25 protein-coding genes are annotated in these 25,191 nt (G+C 38.7%); 20 read left to right on the top strand and 5 right to left on the bottom strand.

The window, feature by feature from the left end; genetic code table 11:
- Positions 1 to 85 precede the first annotated feature (85 nt).
- The 4 genes from ACESNQ_RS00600 to ACESNQ_RS00615 all read left to right on the top strand — a co-directional run bounded on the left by ACESNQ_RS00600 (position 86) and on the right by ACESNQ_RS00615 (position 4,122).
- A complete protein-coding gene (locus ACESNQ_RS00600; protein ID WP_006148389.1) occupies positions 86 to 457 on the top strand; it encodes a GFA family protein in 372 nt (123 codons plus the stop codon).
- A 211-nt stretch (positions 458 to 668) separates the two neighbouring features.
- Complete coding sequence (gene glyQ, locus ACESNQ_RS00605; protein ID WP_373074219.1) at positions 669 to 1,586, top strand: glycine--tRNA ligase subunit alpha; 918 nt, start codon at positions 669 to 671, stop codon at positions 1,584 to 1,586.
- 212 nt (positions 1,587 to 1,798) lie between these two features.
- Positions 1,799 to 3,835 carry a glycine--tRNA ligase subunit beta gene (gene glyS / locus ACESNQ_RS00610; protein ID WP_373074221.1) on the top strand — a complete coding sequence of 679 codons (2,037 nt, stop codon included), beginning with the start codon at positions 1,799 to 1,801 and terminating at the stop codon, positions 3,833 to 3,835.
- A 29-nt stretch (positions 3,836 to 3,864) separates the two neighbouring features.
- Entirely contained in the window at positions 3,865 to 4,122 is a 258-nt protein-coding gene (locus tag ACESNQ_RS00615) for a DUF896 family protein (protein ID WP_070678121.1), read from the top strand.
- An 80-nt stretch (positions 4,123 to 4,202) separates the two neighbouring features.
- On the opposite strand, the gene ACESNQ_RS00620 is transcribed toward ACESNQ_RS00615, so the two are convergent.
- From ACESNQ_RS00620 to ACESNQ_RS00630, 3 genes are read right to left on the bottom strand one after another with little or no spacing between them, the layout of a single operon-like run.
- On the bottom strand, positions 4,203 to 5,450 hold the full coding sequence (locus ACESNQ_RS00620; protein ID WP_373074224.1) for an NAD(P)H-dependent oxidoreductase: 1,248 nt from the start codon (positions 5,448 to 5,450) through the stop codon (positions 4,203 to 4,205).
- Positions 5,451 to 5,467: 17 nt separating this feature from the next.
- On the bottom strand, positions 5,468 to 6,073 hold the full coding sequence (locus tag ACESNQ_RS00625) for an NADPH-dependent FMN reductase (RefSeq protein WP_004252640.1): 606 nt from the start codon (positions 6,071 to 6,073) through the stop codon (positions 5,468 to 5,470).
- Between the two features lie 33 nt (positions 6,074 to 6,106).
- Positions 6,107 to 7,027: an FAD:protein FMN transferase gene (locus ACESNQ_RS00630; RefSeq protein WP_373074226.1), complete on the bottom strand. Its 921-nt coding sequence runs from the start codon at positions 7,025 to 7,027 to the stop codon at positions 6,107 to 6,109.
- 318 nt (positions 7,028 to 7,345) lie between these two features.
- On the opposite strand from ACESNQ_RS00630, the gene nox reads away from it, so the two are divergent.
- Positions 7,346 to 8,725: a H2O-forming NADH oxidase gene (gene nox, locus ACESNQ_RS00635; protein WP_371499209.1), complete on the top strand. Its 1,380-nt coding sequence runs from the start codon at positions 7,346 to 7,348 to the stop codon at positions 8,723 to 8,725.
- 58 nt (positions 8,726 to 8,783) lie between these two features.
- Here the strand turns inward: nox and ACESNQ_RS00640 are convergent, their stop codons facing one another.
- Positions 8,784 to 9,644, bottom strand: a complete 861-nt coding sequence (locus ACESNQ_RS00640) for a YitT family protein (RefSeq protein WP_074324730.1) — start codon at positions 9,642 to 9,644, stop codon at positions 8,784 to 8,786.
- A gap of 62 nt (positions 9,645 to 9,706) precedes the next feature.
- Positions 9,707 to 11,359 (bottom strand): Rqc2 family fibronectin-binding protein, encoded by a 1,653-nt coding sequence (locus ACESNQ_RS00645; protein WP_373074229.1) that lies wholly within the window; start codon positions 11,357 to 11,359, stop codon positions 9,707 to 9,709.
- Positions 11,360 to 11,463: 104 nt separating this feature from the next.
- Here ACESNQ_RS00645 and ybeY point away from each other — a divergent pair, with 104 nt between their 5' ends.
- The 15 genes from ybeY (at position 11,464) to prsA (ending at position 25,101) form a co-directional block, all read left to right on the top strand.
- A complete protein-coding gene (gene ybeY / locus ACESNQ_RS00650) occupies positions 11,464 to 11,961 on the top strand; it encodes an rRNA maturation RNase YbeY (RefSeq protein WP_368909702.1) in 498 nt (165 codons plus the stop codon).
- The gene (locus tag ACESNQ_RS00655) at positions 11,942 to 12,337 is read left to right on the top strand and encodes a diacylglycerol kinase family protein (RefSeq protein ID WP_004252647.1); all 396 of its coding nucleotides are present in this window, start codon (positions 11,942 to 11,944) and stop codon (positions 12,335 to 12,337) included. The genes ybeY and ACESNQ_RS00655 overlap by 20 nt, the downstream gene beginning before the upstream one ends.
- Before the next feature lie 18 nt (positions 12,338 to 12,355).
- Positions 12,356 to 13,255 carry a GTPase Era gene (gene era, locus ACESNQ_RS00660; RefSeq protein WP_004252648.1) on the top strand — a complete coding sequence of 300 codons (900 nt, stop codon included), beginning with the start codon at positions 12,356 to 12,358 and terminating at the stop codon, positions 13,253 to 13,255.
- Positions 13,256 to 13,303: 48 nt separating this feature from the next.
- Positions 13,304 to 14,128 carry a DNA-formamidopyrimidine glycosylase gene (gene mutM / locus ACESNQ_RS00665; RefSeq protein WP_373074232.1) on the top strand — a complete coding sequence of 275 codons (825 nt, stop codon included), beginning with the start codon at positions 13,304 to 13,306 and terminating at the stop codon, positions 14,126 to 14,128.
- Positions 14,128 to 14,721, top strand: a complete 594-nt coding sequence (coaE, locus tag ACESNQ_RS00670) for a dephospho-CoA kinase (protein ID WP_373074234.1) — start codon at positions 14,128 to 14,130, stop codon at positions 14,719 to 14,721. Before mutM ends, coaE begins: the two co-directional genes overlap by 1 nt.
- Before the next feature lie 83 nt (positions 14,722 to 14,804).
- A complete protein-coding gene (gene rpmG, locus ACESNQ_RS00675; RefSeq protein ID WP_007519517.1) occupies positions 14,805 to 14,954 on the top strand; it encodes a 50S ribosomal protein L33 in 150 nt (49 codons plus the stop codon).
- A 39-nt stretch (positions 14,955 to 14,993) separates the two neighbouring features.
- Positions 14,994 to 15,227 (top strand): preprotein translocase subunit SecG, encoded by a 234-nt coding sequence (secG, locus tag ACESNQ_RS00680; protein ID WP_373074236.1) that lies wholly within the window; start codon positions 14,994 to 14,996, stop codon positions 15,225 to 15,227.
- 94 nt (positions 15,228 to 15,321) lie between these two features.
- Positions 15,322 to 17,664, top strand: a complete 2,343-nt coding sequence (rnr, locus tag ACESNQ_RS00685) for a ribonuclease R (protein ID WP_373074238.1) — start codon at positions 15,322 to 15,324, stop codon at positions 17,662 to 17,664.
- Positions 17,627 to 18,094: an SsrA-binding protein SmpB gene (gene smpB, locus ACESNQ_RS00690; RefSeq protein ID WP_001051741.1), complete on the top strand. Its 468-nt coding sequence runs from the start codon at positions 17,627 to 17,629 to the stop codon at positions 18,092 to 18,094. Before rnr ends, smpB begins: the two co-directional genes overlap by 38 nt.
- A 14-nt stretch (positions 18,095 to 18,108) precedes the next feature.
- Positions 18,109 to 18,969 carry an SAM-dependent methyltransferase TehB gene (gene tehB, locus ACESNQ_RS00695; RefSeq protein WP_373074241.1) on the top strand — a complete coding sequence of 287 codons (861 nt, stop codon included), beginning with the start codon at positions 18,109 to 18,111 and terminating at the stop codon, positions 18,967 to 18,969.
- 189 nt (positions 18,970 to 19,158) lie between these two features.
- Positions 19,159 to 20,307, top strand: a complete 1,149-nt coding sequence (locus tag ACESNQ_RS00700; RefSeq protein WP_373074243.1) for a PDDEXK family nuclease — start codon at positions 19,159 to 19,161, stop codon at positions 20,305 to 20,307.
- 237 nt (positions 20,308 to 20,544) lie between these two features.
- Complete coding sequence (locus ACESNQ_RS00705; protein ID WP_373074245.1) at positions 20,545 to 21,501, top strand: competence protein CoiA; 957 nt, start codon at positions 20,545 to 20,547, stop codon at positions 21,499 to 21,501.
- Between the two features lie 18 nt (positions 21,502 to 21,519).
- Complete coding sequence (pepF, locus tag ACESNQ_RS00710; RefSeq protein ID WP_373074247.1) at positions 21,520 to 23,322, top strand: oligoendopeptidase F; 1,803 nt, start codon at positions 21,520 to 21,522, stop codon at positions 23,320 to 23,322.
- Position 23,323: 1 nt separating this feature from the next.
- Positions 23,324 to 24,037 carry an O-methyltransferase gene (locus ACESNQ_RS00715; protein WP_373074249.1) on the top strand — a complete coding sequence of 238 codons (714 nt, stop codon included), beginning with the start codon at positions 23,324 to 23,326 and terminating at the stop codon, positions 24,035 to 24,037.
- 74 nt (positions 24,038 to 24,111) lie between these two features.
- Positions 24,112 to 25,101 (top strand): peptidylprolyl isomerase PrsA, encoded by a 990-nt coding sequence (gene prsA / locus ACESNQ_RS00720; protein WP_373074251.1) that lies wholly within the window; start codon positions 24,112 to 24,114, stop codon positions 25,099 to 25,101.
- Positions 25,102 to 25,191: the final 90 nt, after the last annotated feature.

Raw genomic sequence — 25,191 nt, forward strand, 5'->3', positions numbered from 1 at the left:
TTTCTGACGCCCCTAGTCGCAAGGCTTGGGTGTTGAAATTCGGTTCTTTTTGAATTCGTCTAATGCCTAAGTAGAAAGGAGTACAATGCTTAAAGGATCTTGTTTATGTAAAGCAGTGACTTACACTCTGGATGAGGAATTATCTGAATTAGTTTTTTGCCACTGTTCATTCTGTCGGAAAGCAACTGCGTCTGCCTATACAGTTAATGCCAAAGTTAGCAGTAAAAATCTAGTATTGCATGGAAAAGAAAAACTTGTTACGTATAGTTCTTCTCCAGGAAAACAGCGTTATTACTGCCAGAACTGTCATAGTCAAATTTTCACTGTTCAAGAAAATATACCAGAAGTCTGTGCTTTGAAATTAGGTACAATAGATGAATGCAATCAGAATTTACAAACTATTCCTAAACGTCATATTTTTCAGGACCCAGCCTTTTCTTGGTTGCTTGATAAATAAATATAAGAAGATAATATAAATTAAAGGAGAAAACAATGTCTAAAAAATTGACTTTCCACTGTGTCAGTGGCAGAGACCTCCTTACAGTCGGACTGCCCCACGCTCAGCACTAAGGTGCCTGAGCTAGACGCAGTACTAACTCGTCTTGCCTCGTATAATCGACGAGGCAGACTCGTGTCGCAAGAAATCATTTTTAATTAAGGAGTATTCAATGTCCAATAAACTAACCTTTCAAGAAATAATTTTGACTTTGCAACAATACTGGAATGACCAGGGTTGTATGCTTATGCAGGCTTATGATAACGAAAAAGGTGCGGGAACCATGAGTCCTTATACTTTCCTTCGTGCCATTGGTCCTGAGCCATGGAATGCAGCTTATGTAGAGCCATCACGTCGTCCTGCTGACGGTCGTTACGGAGAAAACCCAAATCGTCTCTACCAACACCACCAATTCCAAGTGGTTATGAAGCCATCTCCATCAAATATCCAAGAGCTCTACCTAGAGTCTTTGGAAAAATTGGGCATCAACCCATTGGAACACGATATTCGTTTCGTTGAAGACAACTGGGAAAACCCATCAACTGGTTCAGCTGGTCTTGGATGGGAAGTGTGGCTTGATGGTATGGAAATCACCCAGTTTACATACTTCCAACAAGTCGGTGGTTTAGCAACAGGCCCTGTTACTGCTGAGGTTACCTACGGATTGGAACGCTTAGCTTCTTATATCCAAGAAGTAGACTCAGTTTACGATATTGAGTGGGCTCCAGGTGTTAAATATGGAGAAATTTTCCTTCAACCAGAATATGAGCATTCAAAATACAGCTTTGAAGTTTCTGACCAAGACATGCTTCTTGAAAACTTTGAAAAGTTTGAAAAAGAAGCTGGACGCGCTTTGGAATTAGGCCTTGTGCACCCAGCCTATGACTACGTTTTGAAATGTTCACATACCTTCAACTTGCTTGATGCTCGTGGAGCGGTATCGGTTACAGAACGTGCCGGTTACATTGCCCGCATCCGTAACTTAGCCCGTGTCGTAGCTAAAACCTTCGTCGCAGAACGTAAGAAACTCGGTTACCCACTTCTAGACGAAACCACACGCGCCAAACTCCTAGCAGAAGAGGAAGAATAGGCATAATTACAGGAATAAATGACTGAAAGTCGACCGTAGGTCGCTAAATAAAACAAGACCGCTGTAGTGAAAGTCGGATAAGAAGTTTCTTATCCGACTGGGGAACTGACGAGACTTAAGGCTTGACAGTTAGCAATGAAACCGAAGGTTTGCTTGCGTCCCCCACTACTAAAGGTCTTGTTGAAGAACATTAATTGTGTAAAGGAAAAAACATGACAAAAAACTTATTAGTAGAACTAGGACTCGAAGAGTTACCAGCCTACGTTGTCACACCAAGTGAAAAACAACTCGGCGAAAAAATGGTAGCCTTCTTGGATGACAACCGCCTTTCATATGAAGGGATTCAAACCTTCTCAACTCCACGTCGTTTAGCTGTTCGTGTACTTGGTTTAGCAGACCAACAAACAGATTTGACTGAAGATTTTAAAGGACCTTCTAAGAAAATTGCTTTGGATGCAGAAGGAAATTTCTCTAAAGCTGCCCAAGGATTTGTCCGTGGAAAAGGCTTGACTGTTGATGATATTGAATTCCGTGAAATTAAAGGTGAAGAATATGTCTATGTAACTAAGCATGAAGCTGGAAAACCAGCGGAAGAAGTTCTGAATGGAATTCCAGAAGTCTTGGCTAGCTTAAGTTTCCCTGTTAGCATGCGTTGGGCAAACAATACTTTTGAATATATCCGTCCAGTCCACACTTTGACAGTGCTTTTGGATGATGAAGCTCTTGAACTAGATTTCTTAGATATTCATTCAGGCAGAGTGAGTCGAGGACATCGCTTCCTTGGACATGAAGTTGAAATCCGTCATGCTGATAGTTACGAAGAAGACTTACGTAAAGTCTATGTCATTGCTGATAGCATTGAACGTGAAAATATGATTCGTGAACAAATTAAGGAAATTGAAGCAGAACATGGCGTTCAAGTACAGATTGATGAAGGACTTTTAAACGAAGTCTTAAACTTGGTTGAATATCCAACTGCTTTTATGGGGAATTTTGATCCTAAATACCTAGAAGTTCCAGAAGAAGTTTTGGTTACTTCAATGGAAACTCATCAACGTTATTTTGTTGTCCGTGATCTTGAAGGAAATCTAAAACCAAACTTCATTTCAGTTCGTAACGGAAATGCTGAATACTTGGAAAATGTCATTCGAGGAAATGAGAAAGTTTTGGTTGCCCGCTTGGAAGATGGAGAATTCTTCTGGCGTGAAGACCAAAAACTCAAGATTGAAGAATTAGTTGCAAAACTTTCACACGTAACCTTCCATGAAAAGATTGGTTCACTTCGTGAACACATGATTCGTACAGGACAAATTGCTATCCTGCTAGCTGAAAAAGCTGGTCTATCAGTTGATGAATCTATTGATCTTGCTCGTGCTGCAGCCATTTATAAATTTGACCTCTTAACCGGTATGGTTGGTGAATTTGATGAGCTTCAAGGGATCATGGGTGAGAAGTATGCGCTTCTTGCAGGTGAAAATGCTGCAGTGGCGCAAGCTATTCGAGAGCACTACCTTCCAGACTCAGCAGACGGAGCTCTTCCTGAATCTAAAGTTGGAGCAATACTTGCACTAGCCGATAAATTAGATACTCTCTTATCTTTCTTCTCTGTTGGTTTGATTCCATCTGGTTCAAACGACCCTTATGCCCTTCGTCGTGCAACACAAGGGATTGTTCGAATCTTAGAAGACTTTGGATGGAATATTCCAATGGACGAGTTGATTGCGAGTCTTTATGATTTATCGTTTGATAGTTTAACTTACGATAACCAAGAAGAAGTGCTTAACTTCATCAAAGCTCGTGTTGATAAGATGATGGGTTCTACTGCAAAAGATATTAAAGAGGCTGTTCTAGCAAGTTCAAATTTTGTTGTCTCTGATATGATTGAAGTAGCAGAAGCTCTTTCAGAAGCTGCGAAAACTGAAGATTACAAATCATCAGTTGAGTCATTATCTCGTGCCTTTAACCTAGCAGAAAAGGCAGAAGGTTCAGTCAAAGTTGATGCAAGTCTCTTTGAAAATGAGCAGGAAAAAGAACTAGCTCAAGCGGTAGATAACCTAGAATTAAAAGGTTCAGCAAGCGATAAATTAACACAACTATTTGCTCTTAGTCCAGTTATTGATGCGTTCTTTGACAATACTATGGTTATGGCAGAGGATATTGATGTTAAGAATAATCGTTTGGCTATTCTAGCTGAACTTGTCAATAAAGCAAAAACAGTGGCTGCTTTTAACCTTCTTAATACAAAATAGTAATTAAAAAGTAGATTGGAGGCCCAAATATGACACCAGAAAAAATCGCTCGTATTAATGAACTTGCTAAAAAGAAAAAAACAGAAGGCTTGACTGCGGAAGAAAAAGTAGAACAAGCCAAACTTCGTGAGGAATATATCGAAGGCTATCGTCGTTCAGTACGTCATCACGTTGAAGGAATCAAAATCGTCGATGAAGATGGTAATGATGTGACTCCTGAAAAACTTCGTCAAGTACAACGCGAAAAAGGTTTACACGGCCGTAGTCTTGATGATCCGAATTCATAAATAAAAAAATTCTCGGTTTGTGTGTGAACCGAGATTTTTTTATTGAAAAAAGGAACCGAGTGGTTCCTTTAGGTTATTTTTTAGTTACTTGCACCAGAAGTAGCATCAGCAGCTCCGTGGCCACCATCACCATGTCCTCCAGCGTCAGATGCACCAGAAGTAGCATCGGCATCTCCGTGACCTCCAGCAGCAGGAGCAAAAGGTCCGCTACCGCCTACCAAACGTTGACCAGTTTCTTTCAAGTACCAGTCAAGCCATGGTTGGAAGTTAAAGACAATTTCATTGATACCAGCATATGATCCATCAGGATAGTACATAGCTTGGTAGTTGTGAGTGTTGATAACACCTGCAGGTGAGCCAGGAACAATTGTACGTACGTATTCTTGGTTGCCATTGCGAAGCGTACCAATAACCCACTCAACGTTTTTCATACGTGCAGGTGGAAGTGATCCGTGAACTGTTGACATACGGCTACCAGATTGAGGTGGTACACGTTTCGCAAACATTGTATCTGGATCTTGATGAGCGTTGTTGTAGTATAGGAATTGGTTGTTGTCATCAGCATATGTTAATTCAAAAGGCATAGCTTTCAAGAACATATCGATTTGGTTAACTGTAAGGATACCATGGTCAAGTTTAACGTATGTATCACCTGAAACAGCTCCTGTGATTTCTGCAACTTTTTCTACCCATTCTGGATCATCAGGGTCAACTTCTGTAATAGTTGTGGCAATTGGTTTTCCACAATCTAAGTCTTCTGGTTCAATTGGTTTTGGTTTTTTCAAATTAGATACGACTCCTACGTATTTGACAAAGTTATCTAAGCAAGTTTCAAGGAATTTAACAGTTCCTTCGTTAATAATATTTCCTTTTGCATCGAAAGCTTCTTTGGCTTTTCCAAGAAGGAACTCATTACCTGGTAATGTGTAGGCATTTACTCCTGGTGCATCAAGAATTTTACGAAGGTGAACTTGAGCACGTGAAGTTCCTTGATCGTAGTATGAAGCACCCACAATCATAACTGGTTTGTTTTCAAATGGATGAACTTCGTATGAAAGCCATTCAAGGACTGACTTAAGTGAAGCAGAAATAGTGTGGTTGTGCTCTGGAGTAGCAATAATCACACCATCAGCTCGAGTAATTTTGTTGTAAAGAAGGCGCAATTGGAAGCTCTCGTCCCATTTTTCGTCTTGGTTAAACATTGGAACTTCATCGATTTCCAAAACTTCTAGTTCAAATTTAAATTTAAACTGACGGCGGATGAACTCCAAGAGTTTGCGGTTATATGATTGATCGTAGTTTGATCCAACAAGTCCAACAAATTTCATTCTTTCGATCTCCTATCTTACAAATTTTCCCAATCAAAATCTTCAGCATCTTTGCGAAGAAGCTCTTGTGCATTACGCAATTTCTCGGTAACTTTAACAAAGATACGGAAGTCATCAAAGATGGCATCCAATTTCTTGATGACATCAAGATCTACCAAGTCACCATTTTGATCAAATGCTTGAAGAGAATGTGAAAGCAAGAATTCATCTGGGAGAACATTTGCTTTGATTTCAGGAGCATTAAGAATTTGACGCAGTTGCAATTGAGCACGTGATGAACCGAGTGTACCATATGAAGCACCTGTAATCATAACAGGTTTATTCAAAAGTGGAAATACACCATATGAAATCCAAGCAAGAGCGCTCATAAGAACAGCTGGGATTGAGTGGTCGTATTCTGGAGTACCGATAATAACTCCATCAGCAGCTTCGATTTTAGCAGCGATTTCCGTAGCTTCAGCTGGGATTTGTTTGTCAGCTGGTTTGTTAAATACAGGCAGATCTTTAATCTCTACCAATTCGATTTCTGCTTTGTCAGCAAAGTGTTTCTGCATATATTGAAGCAGTTGGCGGTTTGTGGAACGTTTTGAGTTTGTTCCTACAATAGCAATAAGTTTAAGCATGGGCTTTCCTTTCTCTTTTGCATTATAAATTAATTACCGTTGGATACCAGATGAACAAGCGACATGTCCATCTTTGTCAATGAGGATGGCTTCGATACCATCAATATTTTCGACTTGCCACATAATAGAAGCGCTTCGCTCTCCGAATAAACGAGTGGTCCATATCTCACCGTCGACTGAGCGGTCAGATACAATGGTTAAACTGGCTAAATCCGTTTCAATGGGATAGCCTGTCTCACTATCAAAAATGTGATGATAATCCTTGCCATTGATTTCAAGATGCCGTTCATAAATCCCAGATGTAACAACTGATTTTCCAGTAATAGACAAGGTCATCAGGTGATTACCGCGTGGATTATTTGGGTCTTGAATGCCGATTTGCCACGGACGTCCATCTTTTGATTGGTTGTTCCCAATTGTGAGGATGTTTCCTCCAAGATTGATAAGAGCAGAAGTGACGCCGTTTTCTTTTAAGAAAGCTGCAACCTTATCTGCACTGTACCCCTTTGCTAAACACCCTAAGTCAATTTTCATTCCCTTTTTCTCTAGGAAAACTGTAGAATTGACTGAATCGAGTTTAATAAAATGAGGGTCTATTAGTGGTAAGGCTGAAGCAATTTCTTCAGGGCTTGCAACCTTTGCATCGGAAAAACCAATACGCCAGGTTTGAACCAAAGGCCCTATACTAATATTGAGATGACTTTTAGGAGCTAGACTGTGTTCTAGACCTAATGAAATCAGCTCAAACAAATCAGGGTGGACTTTAACTGGGGCAATACCTGCCTGATAGTTAATTTCCATTAATTCAGATTCAGTACTGTTGGCATTGAAGCGGAATTCAAGTTCCTTGAGCAAATCAAAAGCTTGACGGAGAAGATTATCGGCTTGTTCATGTACTAAGGAAATAGTAATCGTAGTTCCCATTAATCGCTCAGATGATGAACTAAGAGACAAAGAATCAACTCCCTTCGAATCATTGGGAAATAGCTACAAATCTTGAATTAATAAGAAATTTAAAATTTATAATTTATTTCCATATAAATAGAATATCATAAAGTCAGCGTTTTCACAAATCATTTTTTAAAAAAAGTCAAGAAATATGCTTAAAAAAATAAAAACAGCTCCAAATCAATAAGAACTCTTTGAAAACAAATTGATATATCTTTCAAAAACTTTCTTAAATAACATCAAACGGGTCAAAAGTCTTGAAAACGTTAACAGATAATGGTATACTTGAGAGGTAAATAAAAAAATAAAGGTAGGATTTATCTTATGAGTAAAATCGTAGTCGTGGGTGCTAACCACGCTGGAACTGCATGTATCAACACTATGTTGGATAACTTTGGAAACGAAAACGAAATCGTTGTATTTGACCAAAACTCAAACATTTCATTCCTTGGATGCGGAATGGCACTTTGGATTGGTGAACAAATTGATGGACCTGAAGGTTTGTTCTACTCTGACAAAGAAAAATTGGAAGCGAAAGGTGCTAAAGTTTACATGAACTCACCAGTTCTTTCAATTGACTACGACAACAAAGTTGTAACTGCAGAAGTAGAAGGTAAAGAACACAAAGAATCTTATGATAAATTGATTTTTGCTACTGGTTCAACTCCAATCTTGCCACCAATCGAAGGCGTTGAAATCGTTAAAGGTAACCGTGAGTTCAAAGCAACTCTTGAAAACGTACAATTTGTTAAGTTGTACCAAAACGCAGAAGAAGTTATCGAAAAACTTGCTGACAAGAGCAAACACCTTGAGCGTATCGCTGTTGTAGGTGGTGGTTACATCGGTGTTGAGCTTGCTGAAGCTTTCGAACGTCTTGGAAAAGAAGTTGTACTTGTTGATATCGTTGACACTGTATTGAACGGATACTATGACAAAGACTTCACACAAATGATGGCTAAAAACTTGGAAGACCACAACATCCGTTTGGCACTTGGTCAAACTGTTAAAGCTATCGAAGGTGAAGGAAAAGTTGAACGCTTGATCACTGACAAAGAAACATTTGATGTGGATATGGTTGTTCTTGCAGTTGGTTTCCGTCCAAACACTGCACTTGCTGATGGTAAGATCGAACTCTTCCGTAACGGTGCTTTCCTTGTTGACAAGAAACAAGAAACATCTATCCCAGGTGTATATGCTGTTGGTGACTGTGCGACTGTTTATGACAACGCTCGTAAAGACACTAGCTACATCGCGCTTGCTTCAAACGCTGTTCGTACTGGTATCGTTGGTGCTTACAACGCTTGTGGACATGAGCTTGAAGGAATCGGTGTTCAAGGATCAAATGGTATCTCAATCTATGGTCTTCACATGGTTTCAACTGGTTTAACACTTGAAAAAGCAAAAGCTGCAGGTTACAATGCAACTGAAACTGGATTTAACGACCTTCAAAAACCAGAATTTATGAAACATGACAACTATGAAGTAGCTATCAAGATCGTCTTTGATAAAGATAGCCGTGAAATCCTTGGTGCTCAAATGGTATCTCGTGATTCAGCAATTAGCATGGGAATTCACATGTTCTCACTTGCTATTCAAGAACACGTTACAATTGATAAATTAGCATTGACAGACCTATTCTTCTTGCCACACTTCAATAAACCATACAACTACATCACAATGGCTGCACTTACAGCAGAAAAATAATTGATGATATGACAAAAAAAGTAACTTCAACTATTGAAGTTACTTTTTTATTTTAAGGTTAAGAAACCTCGTCTCTTGCTGGGAAAGTAAACCCTTCTCCAAGGATTTCGTGAGCTTCCGTGATAGTGATAAAGGCCATCGGATCAACTGTATGAATCATTTCTTTCATCTTCACGATTTCATTTCTTGCGACAATACAGTAAATAATCTTTAAGTCCTTTTGGCTATAGTAGCCTTGTCCTGAGATAAAGGTAACACCACGACCGAGTTCTTCGTTAATTTTATCGGCTAATTCCATCGGTTTTTGAGTGATAATCATAAATCCTTTTCCAGCATATCCACCCTCACCGATTAAGTCAATAACTCTTGAAACGATGAAGTCAAATAAGAGAGTATAGGTTACAAGACGTAGGTCTTGGAAGATGATTAAAATCAACATTAGAATCAGAAAATCAAGTCCAAAAAGCAATTTTCCAACAGAGATATTGGTGTATTTATTAAGGATACGAGCGACGATATCAGTACCACCAGTTGTTCCACCCGCGTTGAAAATAACACCAAGTCCAACACCTAGGAGGACACCAGCTACTAAAGCAACCACAACGAGATCTCCTTCAAGGTTAAACTGAAGAGGAATCTTCTCAAAGATAGCTAACCAGACGGAGACGGCAATGGTTCCAAGTAGACTGGAATACAGTGATCTTAGTCCAAATATTTTCCAAGCTAGTAGGAAGAGAGGGATATTAATTAAGATATTCATCAGCGAAATAGGGATATTAAAGAGATAGTAGGTAATCAAGGTTATCCCTGTTGCTCCACCTTCGAACAAGTGATGTGGAACAACAAAATAAGTAAGTCCGAAGGCGAAGATAGCAGCTCCGAATATAATAGTTATAGTTGGTTTAATATGCCGTAGCATTGAGCTCCCCTCCTATTTTTGTGTAAAAGTGAAGTAATAATATTTTTAAAATAAGACTGATATTACAACTTCATGGATTCAATTTTCTCGGAATCAGGTGTAACACGAAGAGTTTTTTGCCCGGTATAGGTAACAAAACCAGGTTTTCCACCAGTCGGTTTATTGAGTTTTTTAACCTCAATCATATCAACTTGAACGAGATTAGAAAGACGTCCTTTCGAATAGTAGGCTGCGAGTTCTGCAGCATCTGTCTTGACTTCGTCAGAAGGATTGAGGTTTCCTGAGATGACCACGTGGCTTCCTGGGATATCCTTAGCATGGAACCAAAGTTCCTCTTTGCGTGCAATTTTAAAGGTTAGTTCCTCGTTTTGAAGATTGTTTCGTCCAACGAGAATAATAGTTTTCCCATCGCTAGCCAGATATTTCTCTGGCTTTTTACGCTTTTGAATTTTTTCGCGTTGGCGTCTTCTAATAAAGCCTGTTTGAATTAATTCTTCACGAATTTCAGCAATTTCATCTAGCCCAGCTTGGTTGAGGACTGTTTCGACGCTTTCGAGATAGAGAATAGTAGCCTTTGTTTCTTCGATCAATTCAGTCAGATATTTAACAGCCTCTTTTAACTTCTGATAACGTTTGAAGTATTTTTGAGCATTTTGATTTGGTGTTAAAGCTTTATCGAGAGAAATCGTGATAGGCTGATTGGTGTAGTAGTTATCTAAGACGACTTGGTCTTGGTCATTTGGAACTTGATGTAGAAAAGTCGTTAGTAACTCGCCTTTTTGTCGGAACTCTTCAGCGTTTTCAGTAGCAAGCAGTTCTTTTTCTTGCTTCTTAAGCTTTTGACGATTTTTTTGCAATTCATTTTCAACACGACGAATGAGTTCACTAGCCTGTTGTTTGACACGATCACGTTCTGCCTTATCTTTGTAAAAAACATCAAGAAGTTGAGATAAGCTTGAAAAATGTCCTTCAATTTTAGTTGAAAAAGGGACACAAGAAAAAGACTTATCAGTTAAGCATGGGTTGGTTTCTTGCTTAAAAAAGTCACGAAATTTAGAAAGTCTATCATCAGTTAATAAATTCTCTAATTCAATTGCCGTATCACGGCCTAAACCTTGAAAGAGGCTTTGAAGGTTTTTAGCTGTCAATTTCTGTGTTTGTAGGATTTCAAAAAGTTTTTCATCCTTAATGGTAAAAGGATTGAGGGCCTCTGTACTTGGTGGGGCTATGTAAGTTGCACCAGGTAGGAGTGTACGGTAACTATTTTGAGAGAAACCAATGTGTTTGATAACCTCAAGAACTTTGTTGCTAGACTTATCTACGAGGAGGATATTACTATGTTTACCCATAATCTCAATGATGAGGGTGGCTTGAATATCGTCCCCAATCTCATTCTTATTAGAAACAGTGATTTCAACGATTCGATCGTTTTCAATCTGCTCGATAGACTCGATAACAGCACCCTGTAAATATTTCCTTAAAACCATGATAAAGGTAGAAGGTTGAGCAGGGTTTTCAAAGGTCGTTTCTGTCAACTGGATGCGTCCAAAAACAGGATGAGCAGAAAGGAGCAGACGATGACTTTGGCGATTGCTACGGATTTGTAAGACCAATTCTTGATCAAAAGGTTGATTAATTTTTTGAATGCGACCGTTTAGTAGTTCAGCTCGCAATTCCTCAACCATGTGGTGTAAAAAAAATCCATCAAATGACATGGTTCTCTCCTTATGAATGTATTCCATAGTATTATATCAAAAAGGTAGAATAAAATCATAGAAATATGGTATAATAAAGCCAAGTAAAGAGAATCGAGAAACGCATGTATATTGAAATGGTAGATGAAACTGGTCAGGTTTCTAAAGAAATTTTAAAGCAAACTCAAGAAATTTTAGAATTTGCTGCTAAAAAGATTGGAAAAGAAGACAAGGAGATGGCAGTCACTTTTGTGACCAATGAACGCAGTCATGAGCTCAATTTAGAGTATCGAGATACAGATCGTCCAACAGATGTTATTAGCCTTGAATACAAACCTGAATTAGAGATTACCTTTGACGAAGAGGATTTGGCAGAAGATCCTGACTTAGCAGAAATGATGTCAGAATTTGATTCTTATATCGGCGAGTTATTCATTTCAATTGATAAAGCGCATGAGCAAGCTGAAGAGTACGGTCATAGTTTCGAACGTGAAATGGGCTTTTTAGCTGTGCACGGTTTTTTACACATAAACGGTTATGATCACTACACTCCGGAAGAAGAAGCGGAGATGTTCGGTTTACAAGAAGAAATTTTAACAGCCTATGGACTCACAAGACAATAAACGAAAATGGAAGAATCGCGACTTGCTCTCAAGTTTAGATTTTGCCCTGACAGGTATTTTTACTGCCATAAAAGAAGAGCGTAATATGAGAAAGCATGCAGTGACTTCTCTCTTAGTTCTACTTGCAGGCATTGTTTTTCAAGTTTCGAGAATTGAATGGCTCTTTCTCCTATTAAGCATTTTTTTAGTAATTGCTTTTGAGATTTTGAATTCTGCTATTGAAAATGTAGTGGATTTGGCTAGCCATTATCACTTCGATATGCTTGCAAAGAAGGCTAAAGACATGGCAGCAGGTGCAGTTCTTGTTGTGTCTTTATTTGCTGCAGTGACTGGACTTATCATTTTCATCCCTAGGATTTGGGATTTGCTATTTTAAAACACTAAAGAGGTAACTATGACATTTAAATCAGGCTTTGTAGCCATTTTAGGACGTCCTAACGTCGGGAAGTCAACTTTTTTGAATCATGTCATGGGGCAAAAGATTGCCATCATGAGTGATAAGGCGCAGACGACGCGTAACAAGATTATGGGAATCTACACCACGGATAAGGAACAAATCGTCTTTATCGATACACCGGGGATTCATAAGCCTAAGACTGCCCTTGGAGATTTCATGGTTGAGTCTGCCTATAGCACTCTTCGTGAAGTCGATACAGTTCTCTTTATGGTGCCAGCAGATGAACCACGTGGGAAGGGTGACGATATGATCATCGAACGCCTCAAGGCTGCTAAAGTACCAGTCATTCTTGTGGTAAACAAGATTGACAAGGTTCATCCAGATCAACTCTTGGCTCAAATCGATGATTTCCGTAATCAGATGGACTTTAAGGAAATTGTTCCGATTTCAGCCCTTCAAGGAAATAATGTTTCGCGTTTGATTGATATTTTGAGCGAAAACTTAGAAGAAGGTTTCCAATATTTCCCATCAGATCAAATCACCGATCACCCTGAACGTTTCCTAGTATCAGAGATGATTCGTGAAAAAGTGTTACACTTAACGCGTGAGGAAATTCCACACTCAGTTGCAGTAGTGGTTGATTCTATGAAACGAGATGAAGAGACTGACAAGGTTCATATCCGAGCAACCATTATGGTCGAGCGTGACAGCCAAAAAGGGATTATCATCGGTAAAGGCGGTGCTATGCTCAAGAAAATTGGAACCATGGCTCGTAAAGATATCGAACTCATGCTAGGAGACAAGGTCTTCCTAGAAACATGGGTTAAGGTTAAGAAAAATTGGCGCGATAAGAAATTAGATCTTGCCGATTTTGGTTACAACGAAAAAGAATATTAAGAAGAGGTGGGCAGGAGCCTGCTTCTTGTTTTTAGAGAAGGAGGGGCTATGCCTGAATTACCAGAAGTTGAGACTGTCCGACGTGGTCTGGAACAATTGATCCTAGGGAAGAAAATTTCAAACATTGAGATTCACTATCCTAAGATGATTAAGACAGATTTGGAGCAATTTCAGAAGGAAATGCCTGGTCAAGTCATTCAATCAATGGGACGTCGTGGCAAGTATTTACTTTTCTATTTAGACGACAAAGTTTTAATCTCTCATTTGAGAATGGAAGGCAAGTATTTTTATTATCCAGACCAAGTGCCAGAACGCAAACATGCTCATGTGTTGATTCATTTTGAGAATGGTGGTACTTTGGTGTACGAGGATGTTCGTAAATTTGGTACCTTGGAACTGTTAGCACCCGAACTCTTGGATTCTTACTTTATTTCAAAAAAACTTGGTCCGGAACCGACTGAGAAGGATTTTGATTTAGGGAGTTTTAAACTTGCCTTGAAAAAATCTAAAAAACCAATCAAATCGCATCTTCTCGACCAGACTTTGGTTGCAGGGTTGGGAAATATCTATGTTGATGAAGTTCTTTGGAGAGCGAAAGTCCATCCTTCTAGAACCTCTAATAGTTTAACAGCACAAGAGGCTAGAAAAGTCCATGATGAAACGATCAATGTTTTAGGTCAGGCGGTTGAAAAGGGTGGTTCAACAATTCGCACTTATACCAATGCATTTGGGGAAGATGGCACCATGCAGGAATTCCATCAAGTATACGACAAGGCAGGTCAAGCTTGTTCGCGTTGTGAAACCATCATCGAAAAAATTCAATTAGGTGGTCGTGGAACCCACTTTTGTCCTAAGTGTCAAAGGAGAAAGTGATGGGAAAAATAATCGGAATCACCGGTGGTATTGCGTCAGGTAAGTCCACTGTCACAGAATTTTTAAGACAAAAAGGATTTCAAGTTGTAGATGCGGATGCAGTCGTCCACCAACTACAAAATCCTGGTGGACGACTGCATCAGGTTTTAGTGGAGCATTTTGGGGAGAAAATCCTTCTTGAAAATGGTGAACTGAATCGCCCCTTACTTGCTAGCCTTATTTTTTCAAATCCTGAAGAGCAAGAATGGTCTAAGAGAATCCAAGGTGAGATTATTCGTGAGGAGTTAGCTGCATTACGAAATCAGTTTGCTAAGACAGAAGCTCTCTTTTTCATGGATATCCCCCTACTTTTTGAGCAGAACTATGCTTCATGGTTTGACGAAACTTGGCTAGTCTATGTAAATCGTGATGTTCAAATGGAGCGATTAATGAAACGGGACCAAATTTCAAAAGAAGCAGCTGAATCCCGTTTAAATTCTCAATGGCCTTTAGAAAGAAAAATTAGTCTGTCTAGTCACAGTCTAGATAATAATGGAAATCAGGAACAGTTGATAGCTCAAGTAGTTCAGTTGCTTGAAGAAATGTGTCTATAAATTAACATTGTTAGGAAGGAGAATTTTGGTATTGTTTGTCCAAATCATCATAGATTGAAATAGTATCAAATACAAAAAATCTAGTGCGTGTAAAAATTAATCTAAAATGCTCCTCTTGTGGCAGCATGAATTATCTAACCAGTAAGAACTCCAAAACACATCCAGATAAGATTGAAGTCTTAAAGTATTGTCCCAAAGAAAGAAAAGTGACTCTACATCTTGAATCTAAGTAGAAATTATGGTAGAATAATAGGGATTTTAAGGAGTTTGATATGTATAACCTATTATTAACCATTTTATTAGTATTATCTGTTGTGATTGTGATTGCAATTTTTATGCAACCAACTAAAAATCAATCTAGCAATGTATTTGATGCCAGCTCAGGTGATTTGTTTGAACGTAGCAAAGCGCGTGGTTTTGAAGCCGTAATGCAACGTTTGACAGGAATCTTAGTCTTTTTCTGGCTAGCCATTGCCTTAGCATTGACGATATTATCAAGTAGATAAGAAAATAATGGGCGGGACTAGGTCTTTGCCTATTTTTATTTTTTAAAGAAATAAGGATTTACACCAAAAAAATTTAACAATCTAGAAAGAAAACATGAAAGATAGAATAAAAGAATATTTAAAAGAAAAGGGACGAGTCACTGTAAATGACTTGGCCCAAGCTCTTGGAAAGGATGGTTCCAAGGACTTTCGAGAGCTCATTAAAACCTTGTCCCTGATGGAGAGAAAACACCAAATTCGCTTTGAAGAAGATGGTAGTCTCACCTTGGACCAAAAGAAGAAACACGAGATTACTCTTAAAGGAACTTTTCATGCCCATAAAAATGGCTTCGGCTTTGTTAGTCTTGAAGGCGAGGAAGACGATCTTTTTGTAGGAAAAAATGATGTTAACTATGCCATTGATGGCGATACTGTTGAAATTGTAATCAAGAAGGTTGCGGATCGTCAAAAAGGAACCGCAGCTGAAGCTAAGATTATCGATATTTTAGAACACAGTTTGACAACGGTTGTTGGTCAAATTGTTCTTGATGAGGAAAAGCCAAAGTATGCAGGTTACATCCGTTCAAAAAATCAAAAAATTAGTCAACCAATCTATGTTAAAAAGCCAGCCATTCAATTAGACGGTACAGAAGTTCTCAAGGTCTTTATTGATAAGTACCCAAGTAAGAAACATGATTTCTTTGTCGCTAGTGTCCTAGATGTTGTTGGACATTCTACAGATGCAGGGATTGATGTCCTCGAGGTCTTGGAATCAATGGACATTGTGTCAGAGTTTCCAGAGGCTGTTCTTAAGGAAGCAGAGAGCGTTCCAGATGCACCATCTGAAGCGGATTTGAACGGACGTCTAGATCTGAGAGATGAAATTACATTTACCATAGATGGAGCGGATGCTAAGGACTTGGATGATGCTGTTCATATCAAACCATTAAAAAATGGAAATATCGAACTAGGTGTTCACATTGCCGATGTCTCCTACTATGTGACAGAGGGATCTGCTCTAGACAAGGAAGCTCTTAATCGTGCGACCTCTGTCTATGTGACAGACCGTGTAGTTCCAATGCTGCCAGAGCGCCTCTCAAACGGAATCTGTTCTCTTAACCCTCAAGTGGACCGCTTGACTCAGTCTGCTATTATGGAAATTGATAAAAATGGTCGTGTTCGTAATTATACGATTACACAGACCGTTATCAAAACAAGTTTCCGTATGACTTATAGTGATGTCAATGACATCCTAGCAGGTGATGAGGAGAAGGTACAAGACTATAAGAAAATTGTTCCTAGTATCGAACTTATGGCCAAGCTCCATGAGACTTTGGAAAGTATGCGAATTAAGCGTGGTGCTTTAAATTTTGATACCAATGAAGCTAAGATTTTGGTAGATAAAAAAGGCAAGCCAGTTGATATTGTTCTTCGTCATCGTGGCGTTGCTGAACGTATGATTGAGTCCTTTATGTTGATTGCTAACGAAACAGTTGCCGAGCACTTTAGCAAGCTTGATTTACCTTTTATCTATCGTATCCATGAGGAACCTAAAGCTGAAAAAGTTCAGAAGTTTATTGATTATGCTTCAAGTTTTGGATTGCGTATCTATGGAACTGCTAGTGAGATAAGTCAGGAAGCCCTTCAAGACATCATGTGTGCTGTTGAAGGCGAGCCATATGCGGATGTATTGTCCATGATGCTTCTGCGTTCGATGCAGCAGGCTCGTTATTCTGAGCATAATCACGGTCACTATGGATTAGCTGCAGACTACTACACTCACTTTACTAGCCCAATTCGTCGTTATCCTGACCTTCTTGTTCACCGGATGATTCGTGACTATGGACGTTCTAAGGATGTAGCAGATCATTTTGAACAAGTCATTCCAGAGATTGCTACCCAGTCTTCCAACCGTGAGCGCCGTGCTATCGAGGCAGAGCGTGAAGTCGAAGCTATGAAAAAAGCTGAGTACATGGAAGAGTATGTTGGTGAAGAGTATGATGCAGTTGTTTCAAGTATTGTTAAATTTGGTCTTTTTGTTGAATTGCCAAATACAGTCGAAGGCTTGATTCACATTACCAATCTACCTGAATTTTACCACTTTAATGAACGCGATTTAACCCTCCGTGGGGAGAAATCAGGAATCACTTTCCGAGTGGGACAGCAGATCCGTATTCGTGTCGAAAGAGCCGATAAGATGACTGGCGAGATTGATTTCTCCTTTATTCCAAGTGAATTTGATGTCATTGAAAAAGGTTTGAAAGACTCTGGTCGTAAGGATAGAGGGCGTCGTTCAGATAAGAAAGAAGACAAGAGAAAATCTGGTCGCTTAGGTGATAAGCGCAAGCATTCTCCAAAAGACAAGAAGAAAAAAAGCAAGAAACCTTTTTACAAAGAAGTAGCAAAGAAAGGAGCCAAGCATGGCAAAGGGCGAGGGAAAGGTCGTCGCGCAAAATAAAAAGGCGCACCACGACTATACAATCGTAGATACGCTAGAAGCAGGAATGGTCCTGACAGGAACTGAGATCAAGAGTGTTCGAGCTGCTCGCATCAATCTGAAGGATGGATTTGCCCAAGTGAAAAATGGGGAAGTTTGGCTGAGCAATGTGCATATCGCTCCTTATGAAGAGGGCAATATCTGGAACCAGGAGCCAGAACGTCGTCGAAAACTCCTCCTACATAAAAAACAAATCCAGAAATTGGAGCAAGAAACTAAAGGAACAGGTATGACCTTGGTTCCTCTTAAAGTTTATATCAAAGATGGTTACGCCAAGCTTCTTTTAGGACTTGCAAAAGGGAAACATGATTACGATAAACGTGAGTCTATCAAACGCCGCGAGCAAGATCGTGATATTGCGCGTGTCATGAAAGCTGTTAACCATCGATAGAAAGAGTGAAGAATATGGAAAAACTAGTTGCCTACAAACGCATGCCTGTCTGGAATAAAGACACCATGCCAGAGGCTGTTCAAAGAAAACACAATACTAAGGTCGGAACCTGGGGCAAGATTACCGTATTAAAAGGGACTCTTAAGTTTATTGAATTGACTGAGGAGGGAGAAATTATAGCTGAGCATCTCTTTGAAGCAGGTGCTGATAATCCTATGGCGCAACCTCAAGCCTGGCACAGAGTAGAAGCAGCCACAGATGATGTGGAATGGTACTTGGAATTTTATTGTAAAGCAGAGGATTATTTCCCCAAGAAATACAATACTAATCCAGTCCATTCGGAAGTCTTAGAAGCTATGGATACAGTAAAACCATGTAAGGCACTAGACCTAGGATGTGGTCAAGGAAGAAATGCACTCTTTCTAGCTCAACATGGCTTTGATATCACAGCTGTAGATCAAAATGAGCTATCTCTTGAAATCTTGCAAAGCATTGTGGAGCAAGAAGATTTAGAAATGCCTGTCGGTATCTACGATATCAATTCAGCTAGCATTGGCCAAACTTATGATTTTATCGTATCAACGGTTGTTCTGATGTTTTTACAAGCAGATCGCATTCCAGCTATTATTCAAAACATGCAGGAACAAACCTCAATTGGAGGTTACAATTTGATTGTGTGTGCTATGGATACAGAAGATTATCCATGTTCTGTTCATTTCCCATTTACCTTCAAAGAGGGTGAGTTGGCAAATTACTACAAGGACTGGGAATTAGTGAAGTACAATGAAAATCCTGGCCATCTCCACCGTCGCGATGAAAACGGAAATCGTATCCAACTACGTTTTGCAACAATGTTGGCTAAAAAAGTAAAATAAATGAATAAAAGGGATAGAGAGCGGTCGTTTTCTATTCCTTATTTGTTACCCTAATAAGAAAGGGAAATCTCAATTTATGCTATACTAGAAGTAGGAGAAGTCGATGAAATTAATCAGAATTGTGATAGTTTTAAAACGATTCTGATCGACCATTATTCTTTCAGACTTTTTTGTCTAGGAGGTCTTAAGATGACTAGTCTTTTAATTGAACTATACGATCGTCATAGCATTGAGAAAAATGTCTACCAAGCTTTTGTCAGTGATTTCGATGAGATTTTATACCTTTCTACAAGAAAAATTTCTGAGGAAGAAAAGCTATCCTTGAAGCATTTTCTAATGGAACAAGTTCCACACTTAAAACAAGTACATTTTCGACAATTCCACCTAGAAAATATCTGCCAGGAATTAGACGTATTTATCAATGATTTTGAGACGGTGACCATCGATGTTTTTGGTGGAGATAATCTATTAGCAATAGTTCTATATCAGTATGGTTTGGAGAAAGGTATTCCCATTATTGCTATGGATGTAGAACAAGGAATGCAGTATGCCTGGGAAAGGGATAAGATTTATGATAAAAAATTAGAGATTCCTAGTTTATCCATTGAACAATTGATAGCTTTACGTGGTGGAAAAATCCTTAAATCAAGAAGGCCTCAGCATTCTAATAAGCAAGTGCTAGCTATTAAAAAATTGGCCAAATATGCTATCGAAAATCCTGAAAAATGGTATCAGATTACCCAATTCTTTGCACTGGCAAAAACAAATGATTTTCACGCTGAAACAGTAAAAGTTTTGGAGAGTAATGGAAAAATTTATTCTTACCCCAGTAGCTTGATTCCTTTGTTCACAAAAGCTAATTTATTGAAAGTAGAAGAGGAAACAACAGATACTGTCACTTATACATTTCCAACACCAGAAGCACATCTGTTATGTCGAACAAAAGGGCATATTTTAGAATTGTATATCTATTTACTAGCCCTCGAATCAGAGTATTTTGATGAATGTATGATTGGTACTGAAATTGACTGGAATGGGATTTTCCCTGAGGCAGACAATGTTCAAAATGAGATTGATGTTATTCTTCGTAAAGGTCACTCTGTAGTTTTCATTTCTTGTAAAATGACAGATCTAGCAGTTGAGGCTATTAACGAACTTGAGGTTTATGCCAATCATTTTGCAGGTGATAATTGTTTGAAAATGATTGTTTGTTCAGGTAAGATTAACCCAGTTTACAGTCATCGTTGTCAGGAATATGGTGTAATGGTGATAAAGCAGGATCAAATACAGAATCTTATTCCCATGTTACGGAAATATATGAAGAACAAACGTAAATAATACTAGATGTTATAGTGCAGAAGAGTCTGGGATAATAGTTCTAGACTCTCAATTGTCTTTGGATTGTCGAGCAAGACGCAGTGGTTGAGTGGGCTCTACTACGCTGATTTCATCAGCTTTTACAACCCTACTCAACTGTGCGGAGGTGGGACGACGAAATCGAATTCTAACAAATTTCCGATTTCTGTCCCACTCTCTTTTCTTATCCTTTTCGAATAAAGTAGAAAAGGGGGATATATGTTTCTAGCTAGAGATAAAAAAGGTTATTTAATCAACGCGTTAGAGAATGAAGTAAAGAAACAAGCTTATTATTGTCCAGCTTGTGGTGCAAGTGTTCGCTTGAGAAAAGGGAAAAATGTAAGGACTCATTTTGCGCATGAAAGTTTAAAAAGTTGTGATTTTTATTATGAGAACGAAGGACCAGAACATTTGGAGAATAAGGTGGCACTTTTTAATTGGGCTAAGAAAGATGCTGAAGCAGAAATGGAATACCCTATTCCTGAACTGAAGCAAATCGCAGATATCCTCATCAATAAGCAATTAGCACTGGAAGTTCAGTGTAGTCCTATTTCTTGCGAACTTTTACGGGAGAGAAGCAATGGTTATCGAAGTTTGGGAATTCAAGTTCTTTGGCTACTGGGAGAAAAGCTCTGGCTAAAAGAGAGACTAACTAAACTTCAAAGAGATTTTCTTTATTTTAGTCATAATATGGGATTTTATCTTTGGGAGTTAGACCATAAAAAACAAGTTTTGAGGCTCAAGTACCTCCTTCACCAAGATTTGAAAGGGAAACTCTATTATCAGCTCAAGGAATTTTCTTATGGCAAAGGAAATCTCCTAGAAATTTTACGTAGTCCCTACCAGCAGCATGAGTTAACTGCTTTTTCTGTCGAACAGGACAAGAATATTTGTCATTACATTCAAAAACAGCTCTACTATCAAAATCCCTATTGGATGAAACAACAAGCTCAAGCTTACTTGAGAGGAGAAAACCTATTAAATTTGAAGACTCAGGACTGGTATCCCCAAGTAAGGCCGATAGAACATGGTCATTTTTGTCAGATAAGTCAAAATCTATATGATTATTACCGTAACTTTCAGGCTTATTATGAACTGAATCCACAAAATCAGCAACAAAAGCTCTATCCACCTGCCTTTTATCAGCATTATTTTTCGAAAAATATGGTAGAATAGAAAGGATGGAGGAAATTTATGGTATTACAACGAAATGAAATCAATGAAAAAGATACATGGGATCTATCAACGATCTTTGAAACAGACAAAAAATGGGAAGAAGAATTAGCCCTATTAACCGAGGATACAAAAGAAGCAGCTAGACTTGAAGGGCATCTTTTGGATAGCGCAGAAAGCCTTCTTAACATTACAGAGCGTTATTTGGATTTGAGCCGTCGTCTTGAAAAACTCTATGTCTACGCTCATATGAAAAACGACCAGGATACACGAGTTGCTAAATATCAAGAATACTATGCAAAGGCAATGACTCTTTATAGTCAACTCGACCAGGTATTCTCTTTCTATGAGCCAGAATTTATGGCAATTACTGAAGAGCAGTATCAAAACTTTTTAGCAGAAGAACCAAAACTCCAGCCTTATAAACACTTCTTTGATAAACTGTTGCAAAATAAGGAACATGTCCTTTCACAACGTGAAGAAGAGTTGTTAGCAGGTGCTGGTGAAATCTTTGGTGCTGCTAGTGAAACTTTCGCTATCTTAGATAATGCAGATATCGTTTTTCCATTTGTTAAAGATGAAGATGGAAATGAAGTGCAGTTGTCACACGGCGTCTATATGCGCTTAGTAGAATCTAAGAACCGTGAAGTTCGTCGTGGTGCTTATGAAGCACTATACTCTACCTATGAACAATACCAGCATACTTACGCTAAAACCTTGCAGACCAATGTAAAAGTACAAAACTACCGTACAAAAGTTCGGAGCTACAAGAGTGCGCGTGAAGCAGCTCTTGCGGCCAACTTTGTTCCAGAAAGTGTCTATGACAACTTAGTATCTGCTGTTCGTAAGCATTTACCATTATTGCATCGTTATCTCGCACTTCGTTCAAAAATCTTGGGTATTCCAGACCTTAAAATGTACGATGTCTATACACCATTGTCTTCAGTAGAATACAGCTTTACTTATGAGGAAGCCTTGAAGAAGGCAGAGGAAGCTTTGGCTGTTCTTGGTGAGGATTACTTGAGTCGTGTTAAACGCGCCTTTAGCGAACGTTGGATTGATGTGTATGAAAACCAAGGCAAGCGTTCAGGTGCATACTCTGGTGGTTCCTACGATACTAATGCCTTCATGCTTCTTAACTGGCAAGATAACCTAGACAATCTCTTTACTCTAGTACATGAGACAGGTCATAGTATGCATTCTAGCTACACGCGTGAAACCCAGCCTTATGTATATGGAGATTACTCAATCTTCTTGGCAGAAATTGCTTCAACAACCAATGAAAATATCTTAACTGAAAAATTATTGCAAGAAGTTCAAGATGACGCAACACGCTTTGCTATTCTCAACAACTTCTTGGATGGTTTCCGTGGAACAGTGTTCCGCCAAACTCAATTTGCTGAATTTGAACATGCTATTCACCAAGCCGATCAAAATGGTGAAGTCTTGACAAGCGAGTTCTTAAACAATCTCTATGCTGACTTGAACCAAGAATATTATGGTTTGAGCAAGGAAGACAATCCTCAAATTCAGTACGAGTGGGCTCGTATCCCTCATTTCTACTATAATTACTATGTATATCAATATTCAACAGGCTTTGCAGCAGCTTCGGCCTTGGCTGAAAAGATTGTTCACGGTAGTCAAGATGATCGTGACCGTTATATTGATTACCTCAAGGCTGGGAAGTCAGACTACCCTCTAAATATCATGCGAAAAGCTGGTGTTGATATGGAAAAAGAAGACTATCTTAATGATGCCTTTGCAGTCTTTGAACGCCGTTTGGATGAGTTCGAAGCCCTTGTTGAAAAATTAGGATTGGCATAAGATGGTTGAGTCATACAGTAAAAATGCTAACCATAACATGCGACGGCCTGTTGTTAAGGATGAGATTGTGGAATTTATGCGCCACAGACAAGAGCAGGTGACTGGTTCTTTAAAAGAACTAGAAAACTTTGCTCGCAAGGAGAATATTCCTATCATTCCTCATGAAACAGTCGCTTATTTCCGTTTCCTAATGGAAACAATTCAACCAAAAAGTATTTTAGAAATTGGAACGGCAATTGGCTTTTCGGCACTTTTGATGGCTCAACATGCCCCAGAGGCTAAAATTACAACCATTGACAGAAATCCTGAAATGATTGGTTTTGCCAAGGAAAATTTCGCCAAGTTTGATAATCGCCAACAAATCACTCTTTTGGAAGGCGATGCGGTAGACGTTTTGTCAACATTGACAGAGACCTATGATTTTGTTTTTATGGATTCTGCAAAATCCAAATACATCGTATTTTTGCCAGAAATCCTAAAACACCTTGAGGTTGGTGGAGTAGTTGTCTTGGATGATATTTTCCAAGGTGGAGACATTGCTAAGGATATTATGGAAGTCCGACGCGGGCAACGAACCATTTATCGTGGTTTGCAAAGACTATTTGACGCAACTCTAAACAATCCGGGATTAACAGCTAGTCTAGTTCCTCTTGGAGATGGAATCTTGATGCTAAGAAAGAATCAAGCAGAAATTGAACTGCCTGATGTTGATTAATTTCAGATATTTTTAAGACAATTTAGTAAAATAGATAAGGTAAACATTTATCTAGTGTATAAAAAGGAGTAAACATGAAGAAAAAATTATTGGCTGGTGCCGTTACATTGTTGTCAGTAGCTACTTTAGCTGCATGTTCAACTAGTTCTCAAGGAGCTGATTTAATTAGCATGAAAGGTGATGTAATCACTGAACATCAATTCTTTGAAGAAGTTAAGAATAATCCAACTGCTCAACAAGTCTTACTTAACATGACTATTCAAAAAGTTTTTGAAAAACAATATGGTTCTGAAGTAAGTGATAAAGAAGTTGAAGAAGCTGTAGCAGAAGAACAGAAGAAATATGGTGATAGCTATCAAATCGTTCTTTCTCGTGCTGGTATGACAGCTGAAAGTCGTAAGGCTCAGATTCGTACAAGTAAATTGGTTGAGTATGCTGTTAAGAAAGCTGCAGAAGCTGAATTGACAGATGAGAACTACAAAAAAGCTTACGATGAGTACACACCAGAAGTAACTGCGCAAATTATTAAACTTGATAGTGAAGATAAAGCTAAAGAAGTTCTTGCTAAAGCTAAAGAATCTGGAGCTGACTTCGCACAATTGGCTAAAGATAATTCAACTGACGAAAAGACAAAAGCAAATGGTGGAGAAATCACTTTTGACTCTGCATCAACAGAATTGCCAGACGTTGTTAAAAAAGCAGCCTTTGCCCTTAATGTTGATGGAATCTCTGATGTGATCACAGCTCCAGGTACACAAGCTTATTCAAACAGTTTCTATATTGTGAAATTGACTAAGAAAACTGAAAAATCTTCTAATATCGATGATTATAAAGAAAAATTGAAGACAGTTATCCTGACTCAAAAACAAAATGATGCTACCTTTGTTCAAGGTGTAATTAGTAAAGAGTTGCAGGCAGCAAATATCAAGGTTAAAGATCAAGCCTTCCAAAATATCTTTACTCAGTACATTCAAAGTGATACAACAACTCAAACGACAACTACATCAGTAGCAACTGAAACGACAACAACTGCAGCTGAAACGACAACAACATCTTCAAACTAAAGATGAAAACTCTATCTTTCTACTCTTGAAAGGTAGAGTTTTTTTGAAGTTTTCTTAGCTAAAAGTCAAAAATGTAAATAAATGTTTGTG

Origin of the sequence: Streptococcus infantis (genome assembly GCF_964243025.1) — a bacterium.
GTDB classification, from domain to species: domain Bacteria; phylum Bacillota; class Bacilli; order Lactobacillales; family Streptococcaceae; genus Streptococcus; species Streptococcus infantis_N.